This window comes from Ruania zhangjianzhongii (assembly GCF_008000995.1).
GTDB lineage: Bacteria > Actinomycetota > Actinomycetes > Actinomycetales > Beutenbergiaceae > Ruania > Ruania zhangjianzhongii.
Genome location: NZ_CP042828.1, coordinates 428048 through 440850 on the forward strand (window position 1 = coordinate 428048; position 12803 = coordinate 440850).

The 12803-nt window shown below is 67.5% G+C and carries 10 protein-coding genes; 1 reads left to right on the forward strand and 9 read right to left on the reverse strand.

The features are described 5' to 3' along the window. Positions 1-6: 6 nt before the first annotated feature. A complete protein-coding gene (locus FU260_RS02160) occupies positions 7-954 on the reverse strand; it encodes a carbohydrate ABC transporter permease (RefSeq protein WP_147915572.1) in 948 nt (315 codons plus the stop codon). Beyond that, the gene (locus tag FU260_RS02165; RefSeq protein WP_235912151.1) at positions 951-1934 is read right to left on the reverse strand and encodes an ABC transporter permease; all 984 of its coding nucleotides are present in this window, start codon (positions 1932-1934) and stop codon (positions 951-953) included. Before FU260_RS02165 ends, FU260_RS02160 begins: the two co-directional genes overlap by 4 nt. Positions 1935-2089: 155 nt before the next feature. Here FU260_RS02165 and FU260_RS02170 point away from each other — a divergent pair, with 155 nt between their 5' ends. Further along, positions 2090-3088: a LacI family DNA-binding transcriptional regulator gene (locus FU260_RS02170; protein ID WP_235912152.1), complete on the forward strand. Its 999-nt coding sequence runs from the start codon at positions 2090-2092 to the stop codon at positions 3086-3088. Between the two features lie 145 nt (positions 3089-3233). Here FU260_RS02170 and FU260_RS02175 read toward each other — a convergent pair whose 3' ends face one another. From FU260_RS02175 to FU260_RS02210, 7 genes are all read right to left on the reverse strand, one after another. Further along, entirely contained in the window at positions 3234-5042 is a 1809-nt protein-coding gene (locus tag FU260_RS02175) for a glycoside hydrolase family 2 protein (RefSeq protein WP_147915574.1), read from the reverse strand. Positions 5043-5116: 74 nt separating this feature from the next. Next, complete coding sequence (locus FU260_RS02180) at positions 5117-6985, reverse strand: FUSC family protein (protein WP_147915575.1); 1869 nt, start codon at positions 6983-6985, stop codon at positions 5117-5119. 19 nt (positions 6986-7004) lie between these two features. Beyond that, positions 7005-7940, reverse strand: a complete 936-nt coding sequence (locus tag FU260_RS02185) for an L-lactate dehydrogenase (protein WP_147915576.1) — start codon at positions 7938-7940, stop codon at positions 7005-7007. Positions 7941-8126: 186 nt separating this feature from the next. Continuing rightward, positions 8127-8945: a glycerophosphodiester phosphodiesterase gene (locus FU260_RS02190; protein ID WP_235912361.1), complete on the reverse strand. Its 819-nt coding sequence runs from the start codon at positions 8943-8945 to the stop codon at positions 8127-8129. Positions 8946-9031: 86 nt separating this feature from the next. Beyond that, positions 9032-10426 carry an ABC transporter substrate-binding protein gene (locus FU260_RS02200; RefSeq protein ID WP_147915577.1) on the reverse strand — a complete coding sequence of 465 codons (1395 nt, stop codon included), beginning with the start codon at positions 10424-10426 and terminating at the stop codon, positions 9032-9034. 35 nt (positions 10427-10461) lie between these two features. Further along, positions 10462-11364 carry a carbohydrate ABC transporter permease gene (locus FU260_RS02205; protein ID WP_147915578.1) on the reverse strand — a complete coding sequence of 301 codons (903 nt, stop codon included), beginning with the start codon at positions 11362-11364 and terminating at the stop codon, positions 10462-10464. Continuing rightward, positions 11361-12266: a carbohydrate ABC transporter permease gene (locus tag FU260_RS02210; RefSeq protein WP_147919271.1), complete on the reverse strand. Its 906-nt coding sequence runs from the start codon at positions 12264-12266 to the stop codon at positions 11361-11363. Before FU260_RS02210 ends, FU260_RS02205 begins: the two co-directional genes overlap by 4 nt. Positions 12267-12803 lie beyond the last annotated feature (537 nt).

Consider the following 12803-nt stretch of genomic DNA (forward strand, 5'->3'; position numbering starts at 1 on the left):
GCGGGGTCAGCCCTTGACGGCGCCAGTGAGCATGCCCTTGGCGAAGTGGCGCTGCAGGAACGGGTAGACGATCAGCACCGGCACGATCGAGATGACCAGAATCGCCATCTGCAGTGAGGTCTGCGGCGGGAGAGTCACCTCCGCGCCGAGGTCCTGGATGCCGATCTGGTTGCCGTCGACGACGTAGGTGCGCAGGACCAGCTGCATGGGCCACTTCGAGGTGTCGGAGATGTACAGCAGGGCGTTGAAGAAGGCATTCCAGTACCCGACGCCGTAGAACAGCCCGATCACGGCCAGCACCGGCTTGGCCAGAGGTAGGCCCATGTACCGGAACATCTGCCACTCGCTCGCGCCGTCGATGCGGGCGCTGTCCATCACCTCCTGCGGGAGGCCGACGAAGAAGGCCCGGACGACGATCACGTTGAAGGCCGAGACCGACGTCGGGATGATCAGCGCCCACAGACTGTTCAGCAGCCCGAGCTGCTGGACCACCAGGTAGCTCGGAATGATGCCGGGGCTGAACAGCAGGCTCACCAGGACCAGCACCAGCAGCTGACGGTTGCCGACGCTGCCGCGACGGCTGAGCGCCCAGCCCAGCATCGCCGTCATCGTGAGGCTGATCAGGGTGCCGACCAACGTCACGAACATGCTGACGCCCAGCGCCTGCGTGACGACCCCGCCGGCGAAGACGGAGCGGTAGGCGGTGAGATCGATGCCCTCCGGGAACAGGACGAAGCCACCCGCCTCGACCACCTGCTCCGGCGTGGCGAGCGATGTCGAGATGATCCCGAGGAACGGCAGCACCACCAGGAGGCAGGCGATGCCGAGCACGATGGCTTTGATGAAGGTCTCGACCGGTCCGGGCCGAGGCACCCCGTCGATGAGGGCGCCGCTGCGCCGACGCCGCTTGCGCTGCTGCCGGGCACTGGGCGCGTCGGTGTGAGTCGCGGTCATGCCTTGTACACCCCTTCCTCGCCGAAGATGTGAGCCACCTTGTTCGCGACCAGCACGAGCACCAGCCCGACCAGTCCCTTCACGAGACCGACAGCGGCCGAGACGCCCCACGCACCGCCGACCACGCCGTTGTTGTAGACGTAGGTATCGAGCACTTGGGCGACGTCTAGCCCGACGGCCTGCTGCTGCAGCAAGAGCTGTTCGAAGCCGACGGACAACGAGTCACCGAGCTTGAGGATGAACAGCAGGATGATGATGGGGCGCATCCCCGGCAGCGTCACGTGCCAGGTCTGCCGCCACCGGGTCGCGCCATCCATCGCCGAGGCCTCGTACAGCGACCGGTCGATCTGGGAGAGCACCGCGAGGAAGAGGATCGTTGCCCAGCCGGTGTCCTTCCAGATGATCTGAGAGGTGATGAGGGCGTAGAACACATCGCTGTTGCCGATGATGTCGATGTTTTCCCAGCCGCGGGCACGGAGCCAGTTGTTCAGCATCCCGGCACCGCCGAGCATCTGCTGGAAGATCGCCACGACGATCACCCAGGAGAGGAAGTGCGGCAGGTAGAGCACCGACTGCACGGCCTGCTTCACCCGGTTGGACACCAGGCTGTTCAGCAGCAGCGCCAGCACAATCGGTGCCGGGAACACAAAGAGGGTTTGCAGCGCTGTAATAAAAAGCGTGTTTCGCAGCGCTCGCAAGAACTCCGGGTCGCCGTTGAACAGGATCGAGAAGTTCTCGAAGCCCACCCAGAGCGAGCGGTCGATGCCGAGGTAGGGCTGGAAGTCCTGGAAGGCGATGACGTTGCCACCGAGGGCGATGTACTGGAACACCACGATCACCGTCATGGCCGGTAGCGCCAGCAACAGGACCGTGCGGTCTCGCACGATACGGCGCCACAGTGGCATCCGGCGGCGTGGTTCGCCAGCTGCGGGGGTCTTTGCCTGAGCGAGCTTCTTGGGGCGGTTGGTGGTGGTCGTCACGAGGCGGCCACCGGAGAATGGGGTTGCGCCACGGCGGGGCAGCATGACCGGTGCACAGCACTCCTTCGAGCTAGTGGGTCTGGTCGACACGTCATAGTGATCGTTCACTTCACGATAAGGTGATCGTTCACTCTGAGTCAACTAGGATGCGAACAATGGAGCACCGACGCCCGACTCTTCGGGAGGTGGCGAGCCTCGCTGGAGTCTCGCACCAGACGGTCTCGCGGTACCTGCGGCACGAAGGCGGGTTGCGTGACAAGACCGTCGAGCAGGTCGAGGCCGCGATCAGCGAGCTCGGCTATCGGCCGAATCTGGTCGCGCGGTCGATGCGGACCCGCCAGACCGGTCTGCTGGCCATCGTGCTGCCAGGCTGGGCCGGTGCTGAACGCACGATGGCCGCTGCCTCCGAAGAGGCGCGTGCAGCGGGCTACCGGGTCGAAGTGGTGATCGCCGTCGGGGAGGATCCGGCCGCGCTGGGGACGCATGCCCGGGACCTGTTGGCAGCCGGTCTGGTGGACGGCGTCCTGTCCGTCACCCCGATCCCGCCCGCACCGCCGGACGATGAGCTGCTGGTCCAAGTAGGCGAGTACGACACGCTGCTGCGCGCCGTCGATGCGGTCGCTGATGACACCACCACGATGGAGGATCTGGTGGAGAAGCTTGCCGGGATGGGGCACCGTCACCTGCTGCATATCGGTGGTCCCGAGGACTGGCTCTCGGCCCGACTTCGTCTCGAGGGATATCGCAATGCCGTCGCCCGGCTGGGCCTGGTCTCGCACGGAGAGCTGCCGGGGCCGTGGCTGCCCGCGCGAGGCCTCGAGGTGGTCTCGGCGTTGCCGGAGGACAGCCCCGTCACTGCGGTGGTCGCGGCCAGCGATCACATTGCCATCGGAGCGGTCCGCGCGGCGCTGCAGCGCGGCTGGTCTGTACCGGAGCGGCTGAGTGTCACCGGGTGGGACGACTTGTGGCTAGCCCGGTTCGTGACGCCCGCCCTCTCCACAGTCGTGGTGGATCGCGAGAGCGCGGGGCGGCACTCGATGCGTCGGCTGATCGCTGCCGTGCGCGGTGAGCCGGAGCCCGAGCCGCCCAGCGGTCCCCTCACCCAGATCACGTTTCGCGAGACGACTGCGCCGCCGGCAGACCAGGCGCCGTGAGGGCCTGCACCTCACCATGACCGGGCCTCCGTGTCGCGAACGCGTGCCTCCTCCTCTCCCCCGTTGGAACGCCCTTAGCGCATTCGAACCTGTTTACGGGGTGGTTTGAGTGCGCCGAGGGTGTTCCGATGTGGTTGTGGGTGGGTTATTGCTGTTCGTAGGCGGCGGGTTGTTGTTGGGCGGTGCGGATGCGGGTGGTGTTGAGTTTCTGGGTGCGGTCGAAGTGGTAGATGCCGTTTTGTTCTTGGAAGGTGTCGGTGAGTTGGGTGTAGCAGTAGCCGAACATGTGGGGGTTGTTGAGTAGTACTGCGGTCAGGCCGGTGAAGCGTTGGTGGAACTCTTCTTCGGTGGCTACGCGTTGGCCGTAGCCCCAGGAGGCGTCGCGTTGTTCGCCGCTGGCGTGGGCGGCGGCGAGTTCGGCGTTCCACCAGATGCCGCCGTATTCGGAGACGAAGAAGGGTTGGCCGGCATAGGGCAGGGAGAATTCGCCGTCGGCGGGTTTGTTGCGCTGCGGGTGGCCGTGGGCGAGGCCGGCTTGTTCGGCGGCGAAGGCTGTGGGGTCTTGTTCGTAGGAGTGGGAGTCATAGACGTCGGTCTCGGCGACGCGGTGGGAGTAGCCGGAGGCGTCGATGACTGGTCGGGTGGTGTCGGCGGCTTTGGTGGCGAGGAACATGCCGCGGGTGATGTCGTCCAGGACGGTGATGCGGTCGTGGATGACTTGGTGGGTCTCGTTCAGGGGGCACCAGCCGATGATCGCGGGTTGGTTGTAGTCGCGTTCGAGGACTTCCAGCCATTGGGTGGTGAAGGAGGCGGTGGGTTGCTGGTTGTGCCCGCGGGTTCCTTGTCCGGACACGCCCCAGTCGCCGAACTCGCCCCAGAGGAGGTAGCCGAGGCGGGCGGCGTGGTAGAGGTAGCGTTCCTCGGCGACTTTCTGGTGGATTCGGGCGCCGTTGAACCCGGCCGCGATGCCGAGTTCGATGTCGCGGACCAGCGCCTCATCGCTCGGGGCCGTCATCAGCGTCTGGGGCCAGTAGCCCTGGTCCAGGACCAGGCGTTGGAACACCGGTTTGCCGTTCAGTAGTAGGTGTTGGCCGTCGATGCTGACCGAGCGCAGCCCGGCGTAGCTCTCGACGGCGTCCATCACCTGGTCTGTCTCGTCCAGCAGTTCGATGTGGAGGTCGTACAGGTGTGGGTCGGTCGGGGACCACAGGCGCACGCTCTCGGCCGGGATGGTGAGCTGTAGGGCGGGGGCGAGGTCTAGATCCGCCCGGACCTGCGCCGTCGTGATCTCGATCCCGTTCGCGCTCAGGGTGGCGCGCAGGCGGTACCCGGCCCGGTTGGCGCTGACCGGTGCCTCGATACGGAAACACTCGCCGCCGACATCGGGGGTGATCCGCGGGCGCTTGAGGTGCACGGGTGGGACTGGTTCGGCCCAGACGGTCTGCCAGATTCCGGTGGTGCGGGTGTACTGGCAGTGCGTGTTCGAGTACCAGGTGGCCTGTTTGCCGCGGGCCTGGACCTCTTCGCGCAGGTCCCGGGCCCGTACGGTGATGGTGCCGCGGCCATCGGTGAGGGTGTCGGTGATGTCGGCGGTGAACGGGGAGAACCCGCCACGGTGGCGGACCACTTCGGTGCCGCCCACCCACACCGTGGTGTCGTGATCGACCGCGCCGAAGTGCAGCAGCACCCGCTGCCCGGCCCAGTGCTCGGGCACCGCGATCTCCCGCCGGTACCAGACCGCCTGCAGGAAGTCGGTCTCCCCGATCCCGGAAGCCTGCGACTCCGGAGCGAACGGCACCAGGATGCTCCGAGTCAACGGCGCCTCGACCAGGCCCCGCTCCAGACCCGAATCACCCTGATCGACCTCGAAGTCCCACCAACCATTCAAGTTCAACCACTCCGAACGCACCATCTGCGGACGCGGATACTCGGGTCGAGGGATCTGGTTGGACATGACGTCTCCATCGTTGAAGCGAAAGTGTGGTGGCAATCTAGCAAGAATTGCAGCGCTGTAAAAACAGTACGGCACTACCCGTCAGCCGGCGTCAAGCAGTCGTGAAGGTTGGCCAGCTCGCGCTCGAGGACAGGCGGCAACGGCCCGAGCGGTGCAGGCGAACGGCCCTCGATGATCGCCTCCGTCAGTACCGCCAGCGCGGCCCGAAACTCGGCCTCACCGTGTGTGCCGAAGAGTTCGAGACACCGGGCCGGCACCTGCTCGGGTGCCTCGTGCTCCAGGAACCAGCACAGCGCGAGCGTGCGGTAGGCCAGCTGCTGGGTCGCTGCGATCACCGGCCAGGAGTGCTCGGCCAGTCGACGTTGTGCAGCCGAGGCGGACACGGCCACGTGGTAGGTGTCGTCGAGCACGAAGGTCCCGTGCTGCAGGTCCCGGCGCACTGCCCGGGCTCGTTCGGAGGTGACGTCGCCCGTGGCTACGTGCGGGGCCAGGGTGTCGAGCCTGCGCAGCAGCCGGACCATCAGGCTGGGCAGCGCGGGGGCGGATCGCGGCCGGATCGTCAGGCAGACCAGCAAGGCCACAGTGCAGCCGACCGCGGTGTCGATGCCACGCGCCAACACGAACGCCCCTACATCGGGTACCCGGTGCCCACCGCTGGCCAGGACCAGCGCTGCCGAGGTGATGAACACGACGGCGAGCGAGTAGGTGCGCAGCACCAGCATCTCGATCGTGAACTGCAGCACCAGCACGACGAGCGCCAGCATGACGCCCTCGGGGTGCAGCAGCAAGATCCCGGCCGCCAGCAGTAGACCGATCCAGGTTCCGGTGATCCGTTCCACCGCGCGAACGGCAGTCCGCTTCCAGTCGAAGCCCTGGTGGAGGATCAGCACTGCGGCGGCCACCGCCCAGTAGGAGCGCTCCAGGTGAAACTGGGTCCCGATCACGCCGACGACCGCTGCCGCGACGCCCACTCTGAGTACTGCGGTCCGGATCGAGGCACCCGGTGCCAGCGCATCGGTCAGCGCGGCCAGCGGCCCCGGGTGGCCGAGCGGGACCACCCCTGGTGCCATCCCCGGGGGTAGTGCGTCCGCAGGCACCTTGCCCTTGCCGCGGGCGAGCGCCTGCAGCGTACGTACTTCCTCGAGTAGCGACTCCGGTGCAGGATCGCCGCGAGCGCCGGCGTGGACGGCATCGGCGAACAGTGCGTGCAGCCGGCGGTTGACCGCCCGCAGCGACGCCAGCGTCTCGGTTGACCGCACCCGGGAGGGCTGTTGGTTGACCAGCACGGTCCACGCCCGGTGCAGGGCCCGGGCCGCCGCATGCCGAGCGGAGGACTGCTGATCGGTGCCGAGGGCCTGAGCGTGCGCTGCCACGGCATCACCGGCTGCTAGCACCACTGTGCGCTCCGGGCCGCGGGGCGTGGCGACGGCACCGATCAGGCTGAGCAGCCAGGCAAAGCCGCCACCGGCCAGCACCAGCAGACCTGCGGTCAGTGGGTCACCCGCCTGGTTGAGACCACTGCTCGCCGCGGCGGTGGCGAGCAGGAACATGTAGGGGCCCGGCGGACCGATCTGGAAAGCGTTGCCGAGCCAGGTGGCAATCATCGCGATCAATGCCAGGGTGATCGTCACGGCCACGCTGCCGAGCGGATAGACCGCCAAGCCCACCGTCGTCGCGGTAGCAAACCCGAGCGCGATCAGCGCGAGCTCACGGGCACGGCTCAGGTACGGCCGGCCCCCTCCGTACAAGGCGGTGAAACCACCGGTGGCGGCCACCATCCCTGCCTCGGGATGACCCAGCAGCCATCCGACCAGGATCGGTACAGCCATGCAGACTCCGGCCCGCAGCGCGAACAACCACCGGCGCGGCGGTGCGCTGCCCGGCCGGAGAAGTCCGCGAAACTGCTGACCGACGCCCGGCGGGCCAGGGGGTGGAGTGGACACGATCGGACGATACGCGCGATCAGAACCCGAGGCTGCGTGCGACCGCGCGGATCTCCTCCGCACTGGCGCGCAGCCCCGCGATCTCGTGGTCGGTCATCGGCACGTGCAGCTGGCGCTCGATCCCGCTCGCACCGACGACCGACGGCATGGACAGGCAGACGTCCTCGATGCCGAGATGGCCGTCGACCCTCGCGGATACCGGCAGCACACGGTGCTCATCACGCAGGACGGCTTCGAGGATCCGGCCTGCAGAGACGCCGATGGCGTAGTTGGTCGCCCCCTTGCCGGCGATGATCTCGTAGGCGGCGTGGACGACGTCGGAGGCCATCTGGTCACGTTCGGCCTCGTCGATCAGGTCGGTGACCGGGATCGCTCCCGCCGTCGCGGTACTCCACAGCGGGATCTCGCTGTCCCCGTGCTCGCCCACGATGTAGGCGTGCACGTTCTGCACGGCGATCCCGCAGCGCGAGGCGATCAGGCCGCGCAGCCGCGCCGAGTCCAGCACAGTGCCCGACCCGAACAGCCGCTGCGGTGCCAGACCGGTCAGCTTCTGCGCCACGTAGGTGATGACGTCGACCGGGTTGGTCACCATGACGATGATCGCCTCCGGAGCAACCTCCACCAGCTGCGGCATCAGCGTCCGCATCAGCGCCGTGGTCGAGGCTGCGAGGTCCACCCGGGTCTGGCCGGGCTGCTGCTTTGCACCCGCCGTGACCGCGATGACGTCGGCGCCGGCGCAGACTCCGATGTCGTCAGAACCCTCGACGTGCGCCGCCGGGACGAACTGTAGCCCCTGGCGCAGGTCCAGCGCCTCCGCGCGCACCTTGGTGGCATTGACGTCATACAGCGCGACCGATCGCGCCAGGCCGCGGATCAGGGCGGCGTAGGCGAGCGTCGAGCCGACCGAGCCGGCCCCGACGATCGCGAGCTTCGTTCCCGTGCTGCTCTCGATCACCCGTCCATGCTGTCAGGCGTGGCGTGATCTGTCCGGTCAGACTGAGCGGGCGGCGTCCTGGCACCCGCTCAGTCTGACGGAGGCACCTTCCGGGATCGGAGCCAAGGTAGAACCTGGCTCCGATCCCGGAGGTTGCCTCCGATAGGGGCCGACGGCGGTGATCCGGCCGTGAGCTGGCGCGCGGGGCTACACCACGGCCGGGGCCGGCCGCGGCACGCCCGTCGTCGCGGTCAGCCAGCCGGCGAGCCGGTCCGGACGGTCGGTGATGATCCCGTCCACGCCCCAGGCCAGTGCCTGCGCCCACTGCTCCGGCTCGTTCAGCGTCCAGACGAACACCTGCATCCCAGCCGCGTGGATCTCATCTACCACCTCCGGGTGGCGGGCGATCAGATCGTAGCGCGGGTTGCACGCGAACGCCCCCACCTCGGTGCTCAGCGGCAGCATCACGCTGTCCGGGGCCACATGACTGCCCACCAGCAGTCCGAGGCGCACGCCTGAGTCCGTGGCGCGCAGCGACCGGATCGTCTGCGGCCAGAACGTCTGCACCACGGTGCGGTCACTCATGCCTGCGGCGGCCAGAGTGCTCAACACTCCGGCGGCCTGCGCCTCGGTGTAGTCGCCTTTCAGCTCGAGCAGCAGGTCGGTGCCCGGGTGGTCGGCAAGAAACTCCGCCACGTCCGCCAGCAGCGGCACGCCCGTTCCGGCAAACACGGACGAGAACGGGGTGCCGGCGTCCAGCCGTGCCAGCTCGGTCGCGCTCATCCGGCTCACTTCCCCGGCCGCGGTGGTGGTCCGGTCCACAGTGGCGTCGTGGATCACCACCCCGATCCCTTCCTGAGTCAGGCGGAGGTCCACCTCCACCAGGTCGGCCCCGGCGCGCCAAGCGCCCTCCACGGCCGGCATGGTGTTGCCCGGGGCTACCGAGGCGTTGCCCCGGTGTGCGATCACGAGCAGGCCGGGCTCCGCCGTCGTGCTGGGGGCGGGCTCCCCGCCGGGGGCGGGCACCGCCGAAGCGGCACCCGCCCCTGAAGCGGCACCCGCCCCTGAAGCGGCATCCGCCCCTGAAGCGGCACCCGCTACCCCGTCCCCACTCACAGGTACGGCTCGACGTTGTCCTCGTAGGCACGGTCGAGCTGGGTGGTCACCTGCGGGAACACGTCCTCCGGGGTGCCGCCACCGAGCACCAGCTCCTCGATGCCGTCGGTGATGATCTGGTCCCCGCCGGGGGTGAACACGCGCACCCAGTCCTGCACCCGGGTCTTCTGCTGCAGCTGGTCCACCGAGGTGCGGAACTGCGGCGTCTCCTCGTACACGGAAGCCATCGTCTCGCCCTCGATCGCCGAGGTGCGGACCGGCATGTAGCCGGTCTCTTGGGAGAAGACCGCGGTGTTCTCGGTCTCGGTGAGGAACTTCAGGAACATCGCCGCGGCCAGCTGCTGCTCCGGGGAGCGCGAGGACGGGATGGCCAGGCCGGTGCCGCCGGTGGGCACGTTCGGCACATCCTCCGGACCGTTCGGCAGGAACGAGGTGCCCACCTCGAAGTCGGCGGCCTCCAGGTGTCCGGTCAGCGACCCGGTGGAGCCGATCAGCGAGGCGAAGATCTCGGTCTGGAAGTCGGCGTTGGTGTCCGAGCCGAACCCGGCGAAGGCGTTGTCGCCGTTGTACATCTCGACCACGAAGTTCCCGGCGGCGATCGCTTCCTCGGTGTCCAGCGTGACGGTCCAGTCGTCGCTCATCGCGCCGCCCTGGCCCCAGATCACGTTGGAGAACCACCAGCCGGACCAGGACGGGCCGATGCTCAGCGCGAGCGCCGCGCCGTCGCCGGGCACCTGCTCCTTCAGCGCCGGTGCCCACTCCTGGAGCTCGTCCCAGGTCTCCGGGCCGCGGTCCGGCAGCCCGGCGGCGGACCAGATGTCCCGGTTGTAGTAGAACAGCGGCGTCGAGCGGGCGTAGGGCGCCGCGTAGTGCTTGCCCTCGTACTCGTAGTCGCTGAACAGGGTCTCCACGTAGTCGCCCGTGTCCACACCGAGGTGCTCGAACACGCTGTCGATCGCCATGATCTGGCCGTTCACGAAGTACCGGAACCACCACACGTCCGAGGCGATCACCAGGTCCGGGATCTCGTCCGTGCCGGACGCCGCCTGGAACCGCTGGGCGATCTCGTCATAGCCCGCGCCGGCGGTCACGTGGTTGATCGTGATCTCCGGGTACTCCTCGTTGAACGCCTCGATGTAGGAGGCCTCCAGGTCCTTGGTGTTGCCCGGGTGGTTGGACCACCAGGTGATCTCCGAGGCAGGCTCGATGCTGGCCCAGTCGATCTCGTCGGCGGGGTCCTCCTCCTCGCCACCACCGCCGCCGAGGGAGGGGCCGCAGGCGGCCAGCATGCCCGCGGCGGCACCGGCGCCGGTGAACTGCAGTAGCTGGCGTCGGGTGGGGCGGGCGAGCCGGCGGCTCGGGACGGTGAGGCGGTTACGCGATGAGGACATGGTCGTCTCCTTGGGGGTGATGAGGCGGGGGTCGGTCAGCCGGTCACAGCACCGGCGGTGAGTCCGGCGACCAGCCGGCGTTGCAGGATGAGGAAGATGAGCAGCATCGGCAGGGTGACCACCACAGTGGCGGCCATCAGCACACCCCAGGCCTGCATGCCGTCCAGGCTCTGCAGCAGGGTCAGCCCGACCGGCAGGGTCATCGTGTCGGTGTTGTCGGTGACCAGCATCGGCCACAGGTAGTCGTTCCACTCGTTCACCAGCGAGATCAGCCCGACTGCCGCGATCGTGGGCACCGACATCGGCACCACGAACTTCCACAGCCGGCGCCAGTGGTTAGCACCGTCCACCTGCGCCGCCTCGAGGACGGAGATCGGCAGGGAGAGGAAGTGCTGGCGGAACAGGAACGTGCCGAACGCGCTGGCCAGCCCGGGCACCAGGATGCCTTGGTAGGTGTTCAGCCAGCCGAGGTTAGCGATCAGCTCGTAGTTCGGGATGATGGTGATCTGGCCCGGGATGAGCAGGGCGAACAGCACCACCACGAACACGGCCTTGCGGAACGGCACGTCGATGAACACCACGGCGTAGGCGCAGCACAGGCCGAGGAAAACCTTCAGCCCGGCACCGGCGATGGTGATGCCCACACTGTTCAGGAACATCCGCCCGATCGGGATGCTGGTGGCCACCTGGTCATAGTTGAAGAAGGCGAACTGGTCGGGCAGCCACTGCAACGGCATCGAGTAGATCTCGCCGTTGTCCTTGAAGCTGGCCAGGAACATCCAGATCAGCGGAACGGACATCACCAGGATCGCGGCGATCATGGTCAGGTACAGCCCGGCGTCCAGATGTGCACGGAACGGCCGACGGCGTTTGTTCGGTGTGGTCTGGCCGGGTGGGTCGGTCTGTGCTGCTTGGGTGCGCTGCGCGGTGGTGGTCATGCGTAGTGCACCTTCTTCTCCATGTACTTGAGCTGCACGGCGGTGATCACCAGCAGGATGATGAACAGGATCGTGGCCGAGGCCGAGGCGTATCCGGCGCGGCCGGTCTGGAAGCCCTCGATGTAGATCTGGTACATCAGGGTGGTGGTCGATCCCAGCGGTCCACCGTCGGTCATCGCCTTGATCAGGTCGAAGGACTGCAGCGAGGACAGGATCGTGGTGATCAGCAGGAAGAAGGTCACCGGACCGAGCAGCGGCAGCACGATCGAGCCGAAGGTGCGCACCTTGGTAGCACCGTCCAGGGAGGCGGCATCGCGCAGGTCCTGCGGGATCCCCTGCAGTCCGGCCAGGTAGATCAGCGCGACGTACCCGATGTGTTTCCACAGGTACACGATGATGATCATGATCAGCGCCCAGGGGGAGGTGGTGTACCACTGCGGGGAGTCCAGGCCGATCGCGCCGAGCAAGGTGGACAGCAGGCCGTACCGGGGGTCGAAGATGTACAGCCAGAGCATGCCGACGGCGATCCCGGACAGGACGTACGGCGCGAACACCACGGTGCGGGCCACACCGCGGCCCCAGAGCTTGCGGTTCAGCAGCAACGCCATCGCCAGCCCGAGTACCAGCGCCCCACCCACAGTGGCGACGGCGAAGATCGCCGTGGTGCCCATGATCTGTGGGGTGTCCGGGTCGGTGAACCAGCGGATGTAGTTCTGCAGGCCGACGAACCGGGCCACCGAGGAGCCCATGTTCCACTGCAGCAGCGAGTAGTAGAAGCTCAGCAGCAGCGGCCGGTAGACGAACACCAGCAGCAGTACCACGTTCGGTCCGGCGAGCAGGGCGAAGATGCCCAAGTTGCGCAGGCGGCGGCGATTGATCAGGGCCCGGCGGTCCTTGGGCATGCCCGTGTTCCGGGCGGCCTTCGGTGCCGTCGGCGCTTGCGCCGTCACCGGCGGCACCGCGCCACAGTGGGCGTCACGGCTAACAGTCGTGGAAACACAGTCTCTCCCTCGGGACCAGCATCTCGAACGGCACCACTGCGGCGCGTCCGTCTCGCGCCGGACCGCACCGTAGCGGACCAGTGGCTGACGGCGATCCAGCGCGATGAGGTCCACAACGTATACAAGCCGCAGCCGGTATAGCAATAGCCAACATCGTCCGAACGAACGGTGAAAACTAGTAACTCGGGGTCGGCCACCCGGACATTTATGGCGTGTTCTTCGCATCGGCCGGCCGATCCTGGCTCAGACCGGTGGCCCGATGCTGAGCAAACGTGCTCTCATCCGCTCGTTCGTTGAGCAATTGTGCTGCGCTGTCGGTCACGGTAGCGGCGGTGAACGACGGTCACCATGGATGATCGGGCTACCATACTTGGACTATTCCAGCGTTGGCACACGGCCAGCGCCGCGACCCTTCTCTGGTGCGCCAGGAACGCCTGC

Excerpts from the sequence above, each read along its gene's own strand:
- FU260_RS02200 (WP_147915577.1), bottom strand. The coding sequence starts at position 10,426 with ATGTCCTCATCGCGTAACCGCCTCACCGTCCCGAGCCGCCGGCTCGCC.
- FU260_RS02205 (WP_147915578.1), bottom strand. The coding sequence starts at position 11,364 with ATGACCACCACCGCGCAGCGCACCCAAGCAGCACAGACCGACCCACCC.
- FU260_RS02160 (WP_147915572.1), bottom strand. The coding sequence starts at position 954 with ATGACCGCGACTCACACCGACGCGCCCAGTGCCCGGCAGCAGCGCAAG.
- FU260_RS02170 (WP_235912152.1), top strand. The coding sequence starts at position 2,090 with ATGGAGCACCGACGCCCGACTCTTCGGGAGGTGGCGAGCCTCGCTGGA.
- FU260_RS02210 (WP_147919271.1), bottom strand. The coding sequence starts at position 12,266 with ATGCCCAAGGACCGCCGGGCCCTGATCAATCGCCGCCGCCTGCGCAAC.
- FU260_RS02175 (WP_147915574.1), bottom strand. The coding sequence starts at position 5,042 with ATGTCCAACCAGATCCCTCGACCCGAGTATCCGCGTCCGCAGATGGTG.